Raw genomic sequence first — 17,824 nt, 5'->3', positions numbered from 1 at the left:
GCTGTTCTCGCCATCGGAATCCGTGAGTTTACTTTTAAAGTGCTTCGGATAGTTCCTTTCCCGGTAGGCTTCCGCTACATTGCTGCATGTTGAACGAGAAGAACGCCTGATTTGATCCGTTAATGAATACTTTTCTTCTTTCGGAAAGCCTTTGGAAATCTCATATATTTTCATTGCAAGCTGAAATCCTTTTTTATAAACATGAAAACTTCTAAAATCCATAACTTTATATTTTTAAATGGTATTGTCATTTTGCACGATCAACTTGATCACTGATCACTGATCACTGATCACTGATCACCGAACACTGATCACCGAACACTGATCACTGATCACTGCGACTGCCAACTGATCTCCCCCGGCATTCCAATCTTCAGCGTTCCGTCATTCTTTACTTTTACCTTTACTGCATAAACCAGTTTCACGCGTTCTTCCTTGGTTTGAATAATTTTTGGAGTGAATTCGGCTTCGGGCGAGATCCAAACCACCTCGCCGGTGAATGACTGGTTTTCCTTTGTTTTTTTATCTACCAGCACTTCCACCTGCTGTCCGATTTTCACATCCGGCAGTTGCGCGCCGCTGACGTAAACTTTCAGGATCAGGTCATCCAAATCCGCAAATTTAAAAAGTGGCTTTCCCGGACCTGCGAGTTCACCCTGTTCGATGTAGGTTTCGAGGATGGTGCCGCTTGCCGGCGATTCAACGGTGCAGCGATCAATTAAATCTTTGGTCGATCTGACCTGCGTTTCCAGCACATCCAGCTCCCGGTTAACGGAGGTGAACTGCGTTTGCGTGCTTTCAATCTGCCGTTCGATTACTGCAATTTGGCCGGTAATGTCGTCCAGTTGTTTTTTTGTGGCAGCGCCGTCTTTCAGCATATCTTCCACGCGTTTTTTATCATCCAGAAGATTTTCTTTTTGTTGCTCCAGTACATCGATTTGTGCCCTGATGCTTTGTCGTTTCGACTGCACCGCTTTTTGCTGTGCCTCCAACTGTTTCATTTTTAGGTGAAGTTGCGTGGAATCGATTACGGCGGCCACAAACCCGGAATCGATTTTTTGGCCTTTTCCCACGTCTAACTGAATCACTTTTCCCGAAGATTCGGAAGAGACAATCACCGGGTCGGCTTCAAAATTTCCGAAAGCATCTGATTTTCCCTCGTTGTTTTCGCATCCGGAAAACAGGATGGCGAGCGCGGTAATTAGATAATTGTATTTCATTGTTTTGTAGTTTATTATTTTGTTTTTTATGTGCTTAGAGCGTTTCTGCCGTTGTTTTTATTCACCAGGTGAACTAAGAGTCACCAGGTGAATTGCACGATTGAAGACGCACAATTGCGTGTCTCTACTGCCTACTGCGACTGATCACTGATCACTTCTGCCCCTGTCACTTTTCCCTGAATTATCCTCTGCTTCTCTCTCGCATCCTTCAATTGAATTTCGTGCAGTTCGCGGTTCAGTCTGGCAATGGTTTCAGCCTGTACATCACGGACGTAATCGGCAGTGTTAATTGTTCCGTTTTCCAGCTTTGAGGCGGTGGCTTTTGTGATTGCTGTTTTCAGCTCCACCAGTTTGTTGTCTTTTTCAAGCAATTTTTCCAGCTTCTTAATTTGCTCCGATTGCTGTGCCAGAAGCAGTTGGATGTTCTGACTGAATGTTTTTTCCTGTTGCTGAACCATTTCCTGACGGTGTTTCAGCACCTGTTTTTGGCGGTTGGTTTGATTCCAGTCGAAAGGATTCCACGAAACACCAACGCCCACTAAGTAGTACGTATCAAATTCATCGCTCAGCATGTTTAAACCGGGCTTTCCATAACCAGCCTGACCGAAACCAAAAACTTTCGGATGGCGTTTTTTGCCGAGCAGGTTCATTTGTGTTTCCATTTGCGCCATTTGATTCGAGAACAATTGCAGCTCCGGGCGCACAATTTCTGAATCCTTTCCGGTTTCAGGCTGTTGAAGTTCTGATTCTGCTACTGATGTAATTTCTTCTCCGGTGAGAATGGAGAGCATTTTCAGGGCAGCGTCTTTTCCGGCTTCCAGTTGCAACTGATTTTGCTCCAAGCTCACAATTTCTGCTTCAACAGAAAGTGCTGCCGATTTTTCGACTGTTTCATTTCGGATTCCCGACTCCACGACATTTAATTTTTCCTGTAGCACCTTTTTCTGAGCCTCCAACACTTCGTTTTGCTGTTCCATTGCCAGCACCGTGAAAAAAGCCTGCGCCACCTGTTCGTTCAGCTTGTACAATTCTACTTCCAGTTCGCTGAGGTTGCTTTTCAGAACGGCATCTTCCAGTTGCCGGTTGGCCGAAGCCAGGCCGCCGTCCCAAATCGACTGCCGGAATTCTGCATACGCTTTGTACTGGTCTTTCGAAACCGGCGGAATGGAAACATTAGGCATCGAAATATCCACCTTCGTTACATCCGACTGGTAAGTTGCCTGTCCGTTAAGCGTAACCTGCGGCAGGGATTTGGTTTGAATGTTTTCTTTGTTCAACGCGGTGATTTCCTGTGAAAGTTCCGCCTTTTTCAGGTTCGGGTAATTTTCCCGCGTTAACCGGTAGCACTCCTCCAGCGTAACCGGTTGCTGTGCAAATGTCAGTTGGACAGGGAGAAACAGTATGATTAGTAATTTTTTCATTGTTGAGTATTTTTTCTTTTACTGGAAACAGCGACTGTGACTCATTTAGCTGCAAGCTGCAAGCCTCGAGCTTTCAGCTTTTCAACAAAATTGAATTCAGAATAAAATTCTTCACTGTTTCTTTTCGTTGTTTCAGAAATTGGTTGTAGGCTTTTTTGTCGTTATCGAAAAACATGAGTTGCATGAGCGGTTTGGCGGCAAATGGAAAAATACTCAATCCGAGAATATTGATCATTAATTCGCGTGGATCCATTTTTCGGATGTTGCCTGCTTCCATCTCTTTTTCAAACATGGTGAAAAGATCCTGTGGATTAACTCCCTGGCTTTTAATTACGGAAGCGAGAAATTCGGGATCGCGGTGAATTTCTTTCAGTATGAATGACGGCAAAAACGGGTTCTTCATCAATAAGTTTATGTATTTTTCCACAAAAATTCCAAGCTTCTCGTCAATTGGAATTTCTGAGTGGACAAATGCTTTGATATCAGGAAAAATCTGTTTGAAAACCTGTTTGAAAATGGCTTCGAACAGTTTTTGTTTCGACCTGAAATAGTAATGAAGGAGTGCTTTGTTGATTCCGGCTTCATCTGCAATTTCCTGCATCCGCGCGCCATCCATTCCTTTTTTTATAAAAACCGTTTGTGCCGCATCCAGGATTTTTTCTTCGGTGTTGTCTTTTTTTATGTCATTCATTTAAATTGGATTTATTTTAACTGTTCTGTTTAACCAGTTGGTCAAAAGTAGATCATTGAAATGAATTAACCAAGTATTTTAAATAAAAAGTTTAACTAAATGGTTAAATTTTATGTAACGTAAAAACACCGTTTCATCGGCAGACGGTTTTAACAATGAAATGAATTGTAATTAATTAGTCGGGGGATATTTTGAAAGCTACATCTGGTTTTGCGGGATTCATTTCCGGAACTTTAATTTCCAGTACGCCGTTATCAGCGGTTACTTTATCTGTTTTTATTGTTTCACCCGTCCAGGTGTTAAACCATTCAATTTCAAATTCTCCGCTTTGAGGTTTTTCTATTTGAATTTGAACACCGCTGATAGTACTTTTTTGGTATGAACGCGCCCAGCCAAATGCGTGGTCGCCTGCATCCATCACGTAAACATCGGTTCCGTCTGCCGATACACCGGTAGGTTGATAGGGTAGATTTGCAAAGTCGATATCGGAAGCAAAACCTGACAAATGTTGAAGGTGTTGCCAGTCCTGTTCGTTTAAATGTGTGTATTGCCACCAAACGGGAATGCCGGCCAGTCCGTTCGAAAGCGAGGCCCAAATGGCATTGTGGTAGGTGGTGTGGTATTTTTCGCGGTCGCTTTCAAAATAAGCCAAATCGGCACCTGCTTCCCCGAAAATGGCCGGTTTTTCAAAACTGTTCCAAAACCGCTGAGTGGCCCAGGCATAATTGTACATGGCGCTTCTCAGCGAGTCTTCCGGATATTTAAGCGGCCAGCCCTGTTCCGGGTAAAAATGAAGATTTGGAATATCATTTCGCTCATACAGTGGCTCGCGGTATTCGTTAAATCCTCCGCTGAACGAAGCTGTTGTGGGGTGATTGTACGGATCGTGCTTTTCGAAATATTTATCAGATTTGGCCACCCATTCGTAGGCTTCTTCGTGGCGGCCCTGTTGCCAGCCGTCGGTTCCGTTCATTTCATTTATCAGCTCCCATATGCCCCAGCTGCGGCTGTGTGCAAAACGGGCAATCAGGTAGCGGTACTTTTTTTTCTGGTACTCCCAAACCAGTGAATCCTTGTAAACGTCTGCCACGTCAATAAGCTGTTTGTAGGGATTTTTGTCCCACTCGGCAGCCCACACAGTTTCCGAAAACAGATCGTGTGGCCAGATGGCGTACATCAGTTTGATGTTGTCTTTTTCAAGAATGGTCAAAAGTGAATCAATTCGGCCCAGCTTTTTCTGGTTGTATTTGCCCAGTTCTTCCTCTATAATTCCGGTGCCGTTTACAAATCCGCCGTAACCAATGTCCCAGATGGCAAACAAATTGGCATCGTATTTTGCGAAAGTTTCAAAACGTTCCTGATCGTTTCTCCATGGCGAATAAACACCTATTGCAAAATAAGAGCTGCCGTCGTCGTATTCAAAATAGTGCGGATTGTTGTCCGATGGTTTTATCCAGCCCTTGTGCCCCGATTCCACTGCCCGGAAAGATTCATATTCTGAAGCTCCTGTTTTGTTTTGGTTGTAAACAAATAAACGGTAATTGTAAATGCCTGTTTCGTTGGGTGAAAAACGGAGTTTCCACTGGCTGGCGTTGTTATAATTATCGTAAAATCCGTTTATCCGGTAGCTTTTGCCTGACGGTGCATTGAAAATGGCATACACATCAATTTCTTCCGGATCGAAAGGATTTTCGTAATTGACATTTTCAAGTTCGATATTTACCTCAAATTTCTCATATTTTTTTACTGTTGAAGTATTGGTTTGTGAAACAGAAATTTCGGGCAGAATGAGCTCGGTAACCTGCGAAATGGCCGGGAAAGCCATCAGCAAACAAATTAGAAAAGTGAACAGTTTTTTTGGGAAAAGAACAGATTTATGCGATTTCATAGGTGAAATTTTTGTTGGTTTAGTTTGAATCCAAATTGTTATCGGGAATTAGGATTACTTTGTTCAGACCTGCCTCATTATTGTAAAGGCGTTTGAACCAATCGGCTCCTTCGGAAAGCGGGGCAACTGCTGAAATCATATTTTTTACATCTACTTTTTTTGCCGCCAGTAAATCCAGAACCAGCTCGTATTCGCCGTTGATGGCACAACTGCCCTGAACTTTAATTTCCTGGGTTACCACTTTTTGAAGCGGAAACTGAATTTCGGGGGAGAGGTTGCCAACCAAAACAACCGTTCCTCCTTTCCGAATGGAATTTACGGCGGTGTTCACAGAATCAGTGATTCCCACCACTTCAAAAGCCAAATCTGCACCGCGGTTTTTTGTCAGATCTTCAATTTTATTACGGAGATTTTTTTCGTTGGAAATGAAAGTGTAATCTGCGCCGAATTCCCGGGCAAGCTGTAATTTTTGTTCATCAATATCGACAGCAATAACCGGATTGGCGCCAAATATTTTCAGCAGTTTTACTACAAATGTACCCACCATTCCGGTGCCCACAACTACCGTGCTTTCACCCGGATTCAACCCAGAGACATTAATTGCGTGAGCAGCTACGGCAATTGGTTCAACCATGGCAGCTTCGGTAAATGATACACTTTCGGGGATTTTGTGCAGAATATGTTGCGGTACGGCAACCAAATCGGCAAAAGCACCGTGGCGTTTGAATTCTTTAGGCGAAACGCCCATTACCTGGCGGTTGTCGCTCAGGTTGTAGTGGCCTTTTAATGTGTACCAGTCGTTTAGCGGGTAAACCGTTGAATCGAAAGTTACGCGGTCGCCGGCTTTCCATTTTTTTACTTCACTGCCGGTTTCAATAATTTCTCCGGATGCTTCGTGCCCCATAATCAGCGGAGGTTGTCGGCGGCCGGTGCTGCCATCCATCCCGTGTACATCGCTTCCGCATATTCCACAGGCTTTCACTTTTATCAAAACTTCATCAGGCTGAACTTCCGGTTCAGGAAAGTCGCGGTAATTTAACTGGTTGTATTCATCAAGTACAAGTGCTTTCATACTTACAATTTAACAAAGGTTGTTTTTAAAACGAAAAAATCAAAAAGGAGCTCTGCTAAGCGCTCCTTTTTAATAATTAAACAGAATTTATAGTTTAACAGACATAGTGATATTTTTTGCTTTACGAGATTTGAATTCAAAAGTTACTTCTCCTTTTCCTTCAGTTAAAAACTGGTATTTCAAAATGCCGTAACAGGGCATTTCAATAAATTGGATTTCAGGTTTCTTTTCTTTAAAATCAGTAAAGTTTAAATCTGGCTGAAATCCGCCGGCAGCAGGAATTTTTTTCGCACTTTACTAACGGTGTTGGCGTATTCCTGTTTATCTTTCATTTCGTTCCATTCGTCGCTTGAACCGAATTTGCCCCAGTTGGTTTCGCGTTGCTCCATGTCTTTAAACCAGAGCATGTAGGTGAGGGCCGGCATGAACCGTCCGGCTAAAAGCTGTCCGAAAAAAACCGGATGCAGGCCTACTTTTTTAAACAACGGCAATTCTTCTTTATTGAACATTTTAACTTTCCGGTGACCGGCATCCTCATTATAACTTTCGTACGTCCGTAGTTCGAACAGGCCACGGTTTTCATCGGGCATTTTAAATTGCGGGATACCATCGAAAGCTTCCATCAGAAAGGTTTCGTAACGCTCGTAAACCGGTCGGTCGGCAGGTAGTTTAAAATATTCCTGAGCAGCATCGAGAAACGTTTTGTCTGATTTCATTTTCTGAACCGCATCCCAGTATTCCTGCGGACTTTTATGGGCGTGCAGGATATACATTGTTGGAGGATCTTCCAGGCTGTATTCATTGAAGGCACCAACTTTTGCACCTCTCTTGTTCAGAAATGGAATAACGGCCTGGTTATAATATTTTTTTAGCTGGTTTCTGGCTCCGCCACCGGTCAGTCGGAAAACTTTCAATTCGTAAAAATCTTTTTCTGCCGGTGGAACTGATGCTGATGCGTGCAGCGAACTTGCTGTGAATGCACTTCCGGCAACTACTGCTGACTTTTTCAGGAACGATCTTCTTTTCATTTTCTATCTGGTTTTTGATTTTTAATTTGTAACTGCCAATATAATAAATATTGCAATTATATAGCAATGGCGCATTAAACAATTGAATATTATTTTGTGATTTGCAATAAATTGCCCGATTTTTGTCACAATAAAATTGTATTTTAATTTGAAAGATATACTTGTTTTTAACTATTTTCGTTTATGAAATTGAGACATTAAAATATAAATGCCATGAAAAGAATTATTTTTTCTTTATTGTTTTTTGTTTTTTCTGCGTCAGTAATTGCCCAGCCTTCTTTTGATTTAGGCTTAAAAGCCGGGTTGAACAATTCGAAGGTAACCTTCAAAAAAAGCGAAATTAATTCTGAATCGATAATAAAATACCATGTTGGTGCTTTTGGACGTGTTGGGTTTGGGCGAATTTTTGTTCAGCCCGAAGCCTATTTTAGCGCAAAAGGTGGAAAGCTGGAGGGTGAAGCACTTGACATTGCTTCCAGTTTTAATTTCAATTCGGTTGATGTTCCGCTGCTTTTAGGTCTTAAAATTATTGACGGTGAAAGAGCCAATGTACGTTTAATGGGTGGGCCGGTTTTTAGTGTGCTCACATCGAATGAAATTGATGGCGACGATCTGTTGGAGCCCGAGTATTATCAAGACAGCTACGTTGCTTTTCAGTATGGAGTTGGAGCCGATTTAATGGGGTTTACCATCGATCTTAGAATGGAAAACGGTGCAAATATCTACAAGCATCAGGGAGATTCCGATTTGGATGGCAAGAACAGCACTTTTATGATTTCGCTGGGGTATAAAATTTTTTAGAAAATAATGAAATATTTGCTTAAACGCTTCTCACCGGCAGAAGTGTTTACCCTACTCGATTCAGCAATACACCGGATGTTTCAAAGGATAATTACCTCTATCTATTGTAATCATTTGTGAAAAATCTTGCAATTGTATAAAAAAGTAGTTGATGCTTTTCCGGGCGGGCAACTTTTTTCAAGATACAGTTTTCAAACTGAAAATTCATTTTTTAAATAAAACTGAAAAAAATGTGATTGCACAGGTACCTGAAAAAATGAGCTATCAGGCTGTAATACGCGATGCCAGCGGTGAACTGGTTACAAACACAAAAGTAGGCGTTCGGGTAAGAATTCAAAAATATATACTTGGATTTCCCCCTTCATACCACGATGTATATGTTGAAACACATAGTGTGTACAAAACCAATGAAAACGGGCTGTGATAATGGAGATATGTATGCGGCACGTGTTTGTAACGAACTTGAGGTTACCCAGAATGGAATAACCTATGGCGATTGGTATTTGCCATCAAATGAAGAGGTGATTACTATGTTCAACCAAATACGCTCTCTTTTATGAAAAATACTTTTTTGTCCGGTTTTGGCCTTCTTTTTTTGATTTGTTCCAAATAACAATTATTTTCAGCTCCTTAAATTTCCAGTAAAATGAAGAAAATTTATCAGTTTATAACTTCACTGCCATTTATGGCTTTTTTATTTTTAACGCTGGCTTTTTCAATGGCCATTGCCACTTTTGTTGAAAGCAGTTACGGTACACCGGCAGCCCGGTCGCTTATTTACAATACCCATTGGTTCGAAGCGCTCTGGGCACTGTTTGCCCTGAACCTGCTCAACAACCTGTTTAAATACCGGTTACTTACAAAACGTCGGTTCACCATTGGTTTGTTTCACGTGGCTTTTCTGGTAATGTTGCTGGGTGCTGCTGTTACACGATGGCTCAGCTACGAGGGCACCATGCACATTCGCGAAAATGACAGCTCGAATTATATTCTTTCCACCGACGACTATTTTTATGCAGGCTGGGGCGAACAGGAAGAAGTGGAAGGCGTTCGGTTTTCGGAACTCACCCCAGGGCAGTTTTCTGCAAAATTTGAAGTGGATGGCCGCGATGTAAAAGTGAAATCGGTGGGATACATTTCACACGCAGAACGCAAACCTGTTCCTGCTGCAAACGGCGGACCGGTAATCGATTTTGTGTTTGCCACACCCGATCAGCAGGGAATGCAGTCGTTTGCTTTTTCGGCAGGCGATGTGCTGGATTATCCCGGATTTAAAGTAGGTTTTGAGATTTCGGGGCAATCTGACGTGCGGTTTTTTATGCAGGATGATGAATTGTTCATGGTTTCCTCATCAGCACTCGAAGAAAGTACGATGAGCAGCGGTGAATCGACCGAACTGCCCGCCGGTGATACTATCCCTGTTAAAAAGATGTTTTTGTACAGCAAGGATAATTTTCGGTTTTTAGTACGTGATTTTTATCCAAGTGCCACTTTCACGGCTGTGAAAAGTGAAGCAGAAACCTACGAAGATGCTGTAATGGTTGAGATTGATGACGGTATCCGGCAAAAGACAATTCCTGTATTTGGCTACTCGGGAGTAGCTGCCGATACCCTTGATGTTCCGTTGGGAAGCGGTAACTTGAAACTGGCTTACGGAGCAGAAAAAATTACCCTTCCGTTTCGCCTTCATTTAAAAGATTTTCAGTTGGAACGGTACCCGGGCTCTGAATCGCCTTCTTCTTACGCCTCGGAGGTTGTTCTTATTGATGAAGATGAGGGAGTTGAGCGCGACGTGCGGATTTTTATGAACAACACATTGGTTTACAAAGGCTACAAGTTTTTCCAGTCGTCGTACGACCAGGATGAAAAAGGAACGGTGCTGTCGGTGAACCACGATTTCTGGGGCACCTGGATTTCCTATGTCAGTTACGCTTTGCTGGCCCTGGGGTTTGTATTGTCGCTTATCAACAAAAACTCCTATTTCAGGTTTTTGGCCGGCAAACTCAAACAGAGTTCGGTAAAAGCGGCCACAGTATTTTTGCTGGTGGTTGGATTTGCTTTTGGCGCACAGGCACAATCGAGTGTAGGCACATCCATTCCCGATATTGACGACGAGGTGGCAGAACGTTTCAGCGAGCTGTGGGTGCAGGGCATTGACGGGCGGATTGAGCCCATTTCAACCCTTTCCAGTGAAATTGTACGGAAGGTGAGCCGCAAATCGTCGCTTTACGGTAAATCGCCCGATGAAGTGGTTCTGAGTATGATGACCTATCCCGATATCTGGCAGCGGCTGCCGTTTGTGCGTGTGGCTGAAAAATCGCTGGTCCAGGAGCTGGGGATTACCGGCAAAAACATTTCCATTCAGCAACTTTTTGATGAACAGGGGAATTATAAAATTGCACAGCAGGTACGGGCCGCGTTCAATAAACCGGCAGCGTTTCGGAATAAGGTGGAAAAGGAGTACATCTATCTCGACGAACGGGTGAGCATCTGTTTTATGGTATTCCGTGGTTCGCTGTTCAATATTTTTCCGCGCGAAAATATCGAAGATCCCTGGTATTCGCCCGGCGAAGAGGCTAAAGAATATACTGGTGGCGATTCCATTTTCATAAAGAACGGTTTTAACCTGTTGTTGCAATCACTGAGCCAGCAGAATACTACTGACGCGCTGGAAGTTTTGAACGCTGTGGATAATTTTCAGCTAAAGTATGGTGGCGATTTGCTCCCGGGAGAATCCAAAAGAAATGCCGAGCTCCTCTACAATAAGGTAAACCCGTTTAAGCGCATTTTTCCGTACTATTTGTTGTTTGGATTTTTGTTGCTGTTTGTACTGTTTGTAAATATTTTTAGGCAGAAATCGCTGCCGGGTTTTCTGAAAAAGGGATTTTACGGTGCCATTATTATTCTTTTTGTAGTTCACACAGCCGGAATTATTCTTCGTTGGTATATTTCTGGACGTGCGCCCTGGAGTAACGGGTACGAGAGTGTTATCTACGTTGCGTGGACGATTATGCTGGCCGGATTGCTTCTTGGCCGAAAGTATCCAATGGTGGTAGGGACTGCCGCTTTTTTATCGGGGATTTCGCTGTTTGTAGCCCACCTGAGCTGGATGAACCCTGAAATTACACCGCTCGTTCCGGTGCTGAAATCCTACTGGCTAACCATTCACGTTTCTATTATTACGGCCAGTTATGGTTTTCTCGGATTGAGTGCCTTTTTGGGAATTCTTGTTTTGATTTTAATTGTACTGCGCCGAAATACGAATGAGAATAAAGTGAACCGGTTTATTGAACAACTTACTACAATTAACGAAATGTCGGCCACTGTGGGACTTTACTTCCTCACTATCGGTACATTCCTGGGTGGTGTTTGGGCCAACGAAAGCTGGGGCCGTTACTGGGGTTGGGATCCCAAGGAAACCTGGTCGCTGATTACAGTTATGATTTACTCCTTCATTGTGCATATGCGGCTTATCCCGTCGCTGAAAGGCGTTTTTAATTACAACTTTGCTTCTGTTCTGGGCTTCGCTTCGGTGCTGATGACCTATTTTGGGGTGAATTACTATCTTGCTGGTTTGCACTCCTACGGAAAAGGAGTAGCCGATGGTGTCAACCCGGCTGTTCCGGTTTCATTTGCCTTGCTGGCAGGCTTGATGATTTGGGCTTATGTCAAAGATTTGAAGTATGAAAACGCGAAAGAACAAGGAGTTTGAATTTTTTTGTATTTACCAATATCCAGGTTGAATAATCACGCACTGAAAATGGTTTCAAAATTTCTGTAATTTTGGAATGTTTCATTCTTAGAGTCGATAGTGCTTGTTGTATAATATTGAATATCTGTCTGTTGTGATTATTTTGAATAAATCTAAATAAAATTTATTTTGAAATTCAATACTTTTTGAGAAACAAGCCCTTAAACAAAACATTTATATTTGCCCGGTTTAACAAATTGCAGGCTAAAATGACAGTAAAAGTTACACGTACTTTTGACATCCTTGAACGTTCTATACACGAATTTCCGCGCGAAGATGCCCTTGGCGGGACTAAAGACGGAGAGTGGTACACTTATTCTACCGAAGATTATTACAAAAAATCACATCAGTTTGCTTTAGGACTACTGGCCCTGGGCTTTAAAAAAGGCGATAAAATTGCCACTGTTACCAGCAACCGGCCGGAGTGGAATTTTGCCGACATGGGAATGGCCATGACCGGTGTGGTGCATGTACCCATGTACCCCAATATTGGCGATGAGGAGTATAAATATATCCTGGAACATTCTGATTCCCGGATGCTAATTGTGGGAAATAAAAAATTGCACAAAAAGTTAAAACCAGTTGTGAAGGAAGTGGCAGGGGTAAGTCAGGTTTATTCTTTCGAAAAACTGGACGGTGTTAAAAACTTCGAAGAAATTCTGGAACTTGGCGACTCGAAACGGCAGGATTTTGAAGCAGAACTTGATAAACTTAAAAAGTCGATTCAGCCTGAAGATTTTGCCACCTTGATTTACACCTCGGGAACTACCGGAGTTCCCAAAGGAGTAATGCTTTCGCAAAACAACCTGGTTTCCAATTTTGTGACGCACTCCAAAATGCACCATTTGGGTAAAGATCACCGGGTAATCAGTTTCCTTCCGCTTTGCCACGTTTACGAACGCAGTGTTAACTATCATTTTCAGTATAAAGGGATGGGCGTTTATTATGTGGGCAATTTAAACCAGATTGTAACGGCCATTAAAGAGATTAAACCCCACATGTTTAACTCGGTACCACGGCTGCTCGAAAAAGTTTACGACGGTTTTGTAGCCAAAGGCAAAGAGTTATCGGGCATCAAAAAGCTGCTCTATTTTTGGGCACTGCGGTTGACACGTCATTTTGAATACAATAAAAAATACGGGCCGCTGCTGAAACTGAAAATAAAAATTGCCGATAAGCTAATCTATTCCAAATGGCGCGAAGCCCTGGGTGGAAATATCGTTTATATTGTGTCGGGTGGGGCAGCGCTCCAGCCGCGCATTGCCCGGGTACTTGGAATGGCAGGAATGTATAACCTCGAAGGTTACGGGTTAACAGAAACATCGCCGGTGATTGCGGTGAACAATCCGGCAAAAGGCGAAATGAAAATTGAAACTGTTGGCCCGGTGCTCGAAGGGTTTGAAGTGAAAATTGCAGAAGATGGCGAAATTTTGTGCAAAGGCCCCGGAGTGATGATGGGCTACTACAAATCGCCCGAAATGACAGCAGAAGTAATTGATAAAAACGGCTGGTTTCACACCGGCGATATCGGAGTTCTGGAAGAGGGCAAATACCTGAAAATTACCGATCGCAAAAAGGAAATTTTTAAACTGTCGGGAGGAAAATACATTGCCCCGCAAATGATTGAGAACAGGTTGAAAACCTCGAACCTGATTGAACAGGTGATGGTAATTGGTGAAAACCAGAAATATGCAAGTGCGCTTGTCTCTCCAAACTTCCCGTTGTTGCACGACTGGTGTGCTGAGCATAAAATTCATTTCGAAAATAATAAAGAGCTGATAAAGATACCCGAAGTGTTTGCCAAAATCAGAAAAGAGGTGGACGAAATCAATAAAACGCTTGGTGCGCATGAACAAATAAACCGCATCAGGCTGGTTTGCGACGAATGGACACCTGCAACCGGCGAGCTTTCGCCAACTCTGAAGCTGCGAAGAAATGCTGTTGCTGTGAAGTACCAGAAGCTTATCAATGAGATTTATGCCAACGGAAATCCCAAAGTGAAGAATTAAAATGAATAGCTGGGTTAACCGGCTGCGGTATTGTAAAAATAAACCGGCTGCCTTTCCCCGGTTCGCTCTGGGCCCAGATTTTCCCGTCATTTTTTTCAACAAATTATTTGCAGATAATTAATCCCAGTCCTGTGCCTGTTTTGTTTCCGGTGCCCTGTTCCGAAATTTTTTCGGAAATGCTGAATAGTTTATCGAGTTTGGCATCGTCAATTCCAACTCCGTTATCGGCAACCGAAACTTCAATATGATTATTTTTATGTTTAGCCGAAATTGTAATATTCCCTTTCCGGGGTTAGTGTATTTTAAGGCGTTTGAAACCAAATTTCTGAGCACTGTGGAGATGGGCTCTATATCGGCAATAACAAAAGTGTTTTTTTAAATTTGTTGTTCAAGCGAGATGTTCTTGTTTTTAGCACTGGTGATAAACTGTTTTTCAACATTAGCACTAATTTTCGAGAGATCGGTTTTCTCTTTTTTATAATTGATTTTTCCCGTTTGAATTTGCGACCAGCTCAGCAATCCTTCCACCAGGGCATAAACGTTTGCTGCCGAATTTTTTAATTCCAGCAGCAGGTTTTTCATTTCCTCTGGTGGTAATTTGTCAAAATTTTCAGCAATAAGTTTCTTCTGTATTTCCTTCTTTTTCAGCTAATTCCGATAAAACAAATAGGTTGTCTTTTAATAAGTTAACATAGTCGTTTTCTACTGACAAGGCGTAGCTCCGGGTGATGTATTTTTTTGCCGAATCCGGTTGGTTTACATCGAAATAAGTTTTTCCCAGTTCATACTCAGCAATGGCAATCCTGTTTGTATTGTTAATACGCAGAGAATAATCGAGCGATTTTTGAAAGTGGAATAGTGCTGAATCGGGCATATTCATACGTCTGTAAACCCCGCCCAAAAATCCGGAGAGATAGGAATTCTTTTTGTTTTGTGAATCAGATTTAATAACATTTTTATAGCCAAGTCGATAGTTTTTTAGAGCAGGGGTGTAAGCATCCAGGTTCTCATAGCATTTTCCAATGTTGGCATAAGTATATGACAAATCATACTAAGGGAAATAATTTTCTACATGCTACAATAAGCCTGGTGCCTTTCAGCAATTCCGCTTGATTTTTCTAATATCAATAAAGGGCTGATTAAAAGGAGTTAATGAAATTGGGATAAAATATTTTTTCTTGCTATTTTTATCTACGAAGAACTACAATCAAATCCCTGATTTCTGATATTTTGGGGTATTTAAAACCCATGGTTTTTTCTGATAAACAACTGATAAAACTATTGCTTTTAATCATCTCTGCCAACTACTTTTGACAAAAGCAAAAATTTTGGATCAAAATATAATAATCTCCTAAAATAGGACAGCTAAATTTTATAACAGTTGATTAAGTCGTGCATTTGTGATGGATATTGATTGTTGAGTTATATCCGGTGGCTGTTTGGTGAAATGTTTTCAGGAAGATTTAACCGTAACTGGCAATGCGTTTTAGTCGTTCAGGTTCGAGTATTTCAATCTCTTTCCCACTGATACGTATGAGTTTGTCTTTTCGAAATTCACTGAGTCCCCGGATAGTATTCTCTGTGCTGACACCTGCATACTCAGCAATTTCCTTTCGTGTTACAGGCAGTTCAAACACCGCAGATGAAAATATATCCGTAGAAAACATGTGCAATACCATTGCCATTTTTCCCCTGAGATTCAAACGTTTCAACTCCAGGCTTTCATGCAGGATTTTATCCGTTGTGAAGCTGAGCTTCTTCATCAGGTCAATGGTAAAAGCCGGATTCGTAGTAGTAAAGCTTTTTATAATATCCATTTCAATAACACATACATTAGATGGCATCAGTGCAGATACACTGTACTGATATTCATCGGTAGAAAATACGCTTAAAATGCTTATGAAATCCAGCGGATGTGCAAAACTTATGATCTGATCTGCTCCGATTTCATTATTCAGATACAATTTAACAAGACCATCTTTGAGGTACATGAATTTCTCAATTTTTTCGCCCTGACCAATAATGTTTTCTGTGGCATCATAATAATATTCCTTTCGCATGTTGCAGATATCCATTATTTCATCGTGAGACAGATGATTGAAAAAGACATCCCTCAATTTGCAGTTCTCACACTGACAGTTCGTGTTTTTTTTCAGCTTAGCCATATGATATTTATCATTTTATGATATGTGTCATAACACAAACATCAACAATCATGAATAGTTTATTGTACTATTGTTAACGAGATAACAAAAATATAAAAAATCATGAAACGAATACTCATACTAGGCGGCGGAACAGCCGGCACCATAATGGCAAATAAGTTGCGAAAAGCCTTATCATCGGAGGAATGGAAAATTACTATCCTTGATAAGGACCGTACTCATTATTATCAGCCCGGATTTTTATTCATTCCGTTTGGAATATACAAACCGGATGATGTGATCAAATCCAAAAGCCAGTTCATTCCGGCAGGGGTGGAAATGATTTATGATGAGGCCGAAAAGATAAATCCGAATAAAAATTCGGTGCTGATGAAAAACGGTCAGACGCTTAATTACGACTATCTGATCGTGGCCACTGGAACAGAACTCAGGCCGGAAGAAACGCCCGGAGTGAAAGGGGAACTGTACTACAAGGATATTTTTGATTTTTACAGCATAGAGGGTGCCACGGCACTCAACAAAAAGTTACGCACATGGGAAGGTGGTAAACTGGTTGTGGCTATTCCGGAATTGCCATACAAATGCCCGGTAGCACCACTTGAATTTGTTTTTCTTGCTGAAGCCTATTTTACAGAAAAGGGCATTCGTGACAAGGTGGATATCACCTATGTTACATTGATGTCAGGAGCCTTTACCAGGCCAATAGCATCCAAAATGCTTGGCGAATTGCTGGAGGAGAAAAACATTCATGTGGTGACGGATTTTTACACCGAACGCGTGGACAATGAAAAGAAACAATTGGTTTCCTACGATGAGCGTACAGTGGACTTCGATATCCTCACCATTGTGCCGGTGAATATGGGAAGCAAAATCATTGAAAACAGCGAGATGGGCGATGACATGGGCTTTGTCCCAACTGACAAACACACGCTCAAATCTGAAAAGTGGGATAATGTTTTTGTGCTTGGCGATGCAGCCAACCTTCCTACATCAAAAGCAGGTTCGGTAGCACATTTTGCATCTGACATTCTTTTTGAGAACCTCATAAACGATATCGAAGGCCGGCCTCTGACAGAAAAATTTGACGGGCATGCCAACTGCTACATTGAAACCGGGTATGGCAAAGGGGCACTGATTGATTTCAACTATGATACAGAACCGCTGCCGGGTACATTCCCCTTGCCGGGGATAGGCCCCTTTGGCTTACTGAAAAACACAAAGATCAACCACTACGGCAAGGTAATGTTCCGCTGGATGTACTGGCATATCTTGCTTAAAGGGAAGGAATTACCAGTAGAGCCACTTATGAGCATGGCCGGGAAAAAGGTGGTCAGTTCTGATAGCACAAAACAGTAAAATGCAAAGTTATGAATGACTCAATGCAAACACAAATAAACGAACTGAACAACAAGATGGACGAAGTCCTGAGTTACATCAGTGAACAAAGGTCACGCAGCATGGCTACCGATGACCTGGTGAGCGATTTGTCGATTGTAGGTAAGGACATGTACGACACCGCTGTTGATGAACTAGATAAGCAGCATGTAGAAATTGATCCTGATGAGGTTAAAAAACTGGTAATCAAATTCCTTCGCAACATCGACACCTTCACCCAACTGATGGATGCCATGGAAAGCATTACTGATTTGCTTCAGGATGCCTCCCCACTTGCAACCGAAGCTATCATTGATTTCTCAAAATACCTTCAGAAACTCAATGAACGGGGATTGTTTGAAATTTCAGTAGCGCTGCTGCAAAGCTTCACCAAAATATTGGAA

17 protein-coding genes are annotated in these 17,824 nt (G+C 42.1%); 6 read left to right on the top strand and 11 right to left on the bottom strand.

The genetic code is table 11. The features are described from left to right. The 7 genes from ACTCNA_RS14410 to ACTCNA_RS14380 all read right to left on the bottom strand — a co-directional run. Positions 1–222 (bottom strand): four helix bundle protein (locus ACTCNA_RS14410; RefSeq protein ID WP_462948631.1); only part of this gene is annotated, 222 nt, incomplete at its 3' end. Positions 223–332: 110 nt separating this feature from the next. Then, positions 333–1,220 carry an HlyD family secretion protein gene (locus tag ACTCNA_RS14405; RefSeq protein ID WP_462948630.1) on the bottom strand — a complete coding sequence of 296 codons (888 nt, stop codon included), beginning with the start codon at positions 1,218–1,220 and terminating at the stop codon, positions 333–335. A 131-nt stretch (positions 1,221–1,351) separates the two neighbouring features. After that, positions 1,352–2,641 carry a TolC family protein gene (locus tag ACTCNA_RS14400; RefSeq protein WP_462948629.1) on the bottom strand — a complete coding sequence of 430 codons (1,290 nt, stop codon included), beginning with the start codon at positions 2,639–2,641 and terminating at the stop codon, positions 1,352–1,354. 73 nt (positions 2,642–2,714) lie between these two features. Further along, positions 2,715–3,332, bottom strand: a complete 618-nt coding sequence (locus tag ACTCNA_RS14395) for a TetR/AcrR family transcriptional regulator (protein ID WP_462948628.1) — start codon at positions 3,330–3,332, stop codon at positions 2,715–2,717. Between the two features lie 175 nt (positions 3,333–3,507). Further along, entirely contained in the window at positions 3,508–5,220 is a 1,713-nt protein-coding gene (locus ACTCNA_RS14390; RefSeq protein WP_462948627.1) for a DUF5060 domain-containing protein, read from the bottom strand. Positions 5,221–5,239: 19 nt separating this feature from the next. Then, positions 5,240–6,292, bottom strand: a complete 1,053-nt coding sequence (locus tag ACTCNA_RS14385) for a galactitol-1-phosphate 5-dehydrogenase (protein WP_462948626.1) — start codon at positions 6,290–6,292, stop codon at positions 5,240–5,242. A gap of 248 nt (positions 6,293–6,540) precedes the next feature. Beyond that, entirely contained in the window at positions 6,541–7,320 is a 780-nt protein-coding gene (locus tag ACTCNA_RS14380) for an NIPSNAP family protein (protein ID WP_462948625.1), read from the bottom strand. Positions 7,321–7,533: 213 nt separating this feature from the next. Here ACTCNA_RS14380 and ACTCNA_RS14375 point away from each other — a divergent pair, with 213 nt between their 5' ends. The 4 genes from ACTCNA_RS14375 to ACTCNA_RS14360 all read left to right on the top strand — a co-directional run bounded on the left by ACTCNA_RS14375 (position 7,534) and on the right by ACTCNA_RS14360 (position 13,881). Then, complete coding sequence (locus ACTCNA_RS14375) at positions 7,534–8,121, top strand: porin family protein (protein WP_462948624.1); 588 nt, start codon at positions 7,534–7,536, stop codon at positions 8,119–8,121. A gap of 232 nt (positions 8,122–8,353) precedes the next feature. Beyond that, the gene (locus ACTCNA_RS14370) at positions 8,354–8,545 is read left to right on the top strand and encodes a hypothetical protein (RefSeq protein WP_462948623.1); all 192 of its coding nucleotides are present in this window, start codon (positions 8,354–8,356) and stop codon (positions 8,543–8,545) included. 222 nt (positions 8,546–8,767) lie between these two features. Continuing rightward, positions 8,768–11,833, top strand: a complete 3,066-nt coding sequence (ccsB, locus tag ACTCNA_RS14365) for a c-type cytochrome biogenesis protein CcsB (protein ID WP_462948622.1) — start codon at positions 8,768–8,770, stop codon at positions 11,831–11,833. A gap of 248 nt (positions 11,834–12,081) precedes the next feature. Beyond that, on the top strand, positions 12,082–13,881 hold the full coding sequence (locus tag ACTCNA_RS14360) for an AMP-dependent synthetase/ligase (RefSeq protein WP_462948621.1): 1,800 nt from the start codon (positions 12,082–12,084) through the stop codon (positions 13,879–13,881). A gap of 103 nt (positions 13,882–13,984) precedes the next feature. Here ACTCNA_RS14360 and ACTCNA_RS14355 read toward each other — a convergent pair whose 3' ends face one another. The 4 genes from ACTCNA_RS14355 to ACTCNA_RS14340 form a co-directional block, all read right to left on the bottom strand. Then, on the bottom strand, positions 13,985–14,158 hold the full coding sequence (locus tag ACTCNA_RS14355) for an ATP-binding protein (RefSeq protein ID WP_462948632.1): 174 nt from the start codon (positions 14,156–14,158) through the stop codon (positions 13,985–13,987). A gap of 98 nt (positions 14,159–14,256) precedes the next feature. Continuing rightward, positions 14,257–14,463, bottom strand: coding sequence for a hypothetical protein (locus ACTCNA_RS14350; protein WP_462948620.1), 207 nt, complete (start codon positions 14,461–14,463; stop codon positions 14,257–14,259). A 28-nt stretch (positions 14,464–14,491) separates the two neighbouring features. Further along, positions 14,492–14,926, bottom strand: a complete 435-nt coding sequence (locus tag ACTCNA_RS14345; protein WP_462948619.1) for a hypothetical protein — start codon at positions 14,924–14,926, stop codon at positions 14,492–14,494. Between the two features lie 418 nt (positions 14,927–15,344). Next, complete coding sequence (locus ACTCNA_RS14340) at positions 15,345–15,956, bottom strand: Crp/Fnr family transcriptional regulator (protein WP_462948618.1); 612 nt, start codon at positions 15,954–15,956, stop codon at positions 15,345–15,347. A 192-nt stretch (positions 15,957–16,148) separates the two neighbouring features. Between ACTCNA_RS14340 and sqr the strand changes: the two genes are divergently transcribed. Together sqr and ACTCNA_RS14330 are read left to right on the top strand one after the other, a co-directional pair. Then, on the top strand, positions 16,149–17,402 hold the full coding sequence (gene sqr / locus ACTCNA_RS14335) for a type III sulfide quinone reductase, selenoprotein subtype (RefSeq protein WP_462948617.1): 1,254 nt from the start codon (positions 16,149–16,151) through the stop codon (positions 17,400–17,402). An 11-nt stretch (positions 17,403–17,413) separates the two neighbouring features. Continuing rightward, positions 17,414–17,824, top strand: a 411-nt coding sequence (locus tag ACTCNA_RS14330) for a hypothetical protein (protein WP_462948616.1), incomplete at its 3' end; no start/stop codon positions are given.

The organism is Tangfeifania sp., from assembly GCF_055108615.1.
The sequence above is the reverse complement of the archived record's forward strand: the minus strand, read 5'-3'. Positions and strand labels throughout refer to the sequence as shown.

Excerpts from the sequence above, each read along its gene's own strand:
- ACTCNA_RS14405 (WP_462948630.1), bottom strand. The coding sequence starts at position 1,220 with ATGAAATACAATTATCTAATTACCGCGCTCGCCATCCTGTTTTCCGGA.
- ACTCNA_RS14400 (WP_462948629.1), bottom strand. The coding sequence starts at position 2,641 with ATGAAAAAATTACTAATCATACTGTTTCTCCCTGTCCAACTGACATTT.
- ACTCNA_RS14395 (WP_462948628.1), bottom strand. The coding sequence starts at position 3,332 with ATGAATGACATAAAAAAAGACAACACCGAAGAAAAAATCCTGGATGCG.
- ACTCNA_RS14390 (WP_462948627.1), bottom strand. The coding sequence starts at position 5,220 with ATGAAATCGCATAAATCTGTTCTTTTCCCAAAAAAACTGTTCACTTTT.
- ACTCNA_RS14385 (WP_462948626.1), bottom strand. The coding sequence starts at position 6,292 with ATGAAAGCACTTGTACTTGATGAATACAACCAGTTAAATTACCGCGAC.
- ACTCNA_RS14380 (WP_462948625.1), bottom strand. The coding sequence starts at position 7,320 with ATGAAAAGAAGATCGTTCCTGAAAAAGTCAGCAGTAGTTGCCGGAAGT.
- ACTCNA_RS14375 (WP_462948624.1), top strand. The coding sequence starts at position 7,534 with ATGAAAAGAATTATTTTTTCTTTATTGTTTTTTGTTTTTTCTGCGTCA.
- ccsB (WP_462948622.1), top strand. The coding sequence starts at position 8,768 with ATGAAGAAAATTTATCAGTTTATAACTTCACTGCCATTTATGGCTTTT.
- ACTCNA_RS14360 (WP_462948621.1), top strand. The coding sequence starts at position 12,082 with ATGACAGTAAAAGTTACACGTACTTTTGACATCCTTGAACGTTCTATA.
- ACTCNA_RS14350 (WP_462948620.1), bottom strand. The coding sequence starts at position 14,463 with ATGAAAAACCTGCTGCTGGAATTAAAAAATTCGGCAGCAAACGTTTAT.
- ACTCNA_RS14340 (WP_462948618.1), bottom strand. The coding sequence starts at position 15,956 with ATGGATATCTGCAACATGCGAAAGGAATATTATTATGATGCCACAGAA.
- sqr (WP_462948617.1), top strand. The coding sequence starts at position 16,149 with ATGAAACGAATACTCATACTAGGCGGCGGAACAGCCGGCACCATAATG.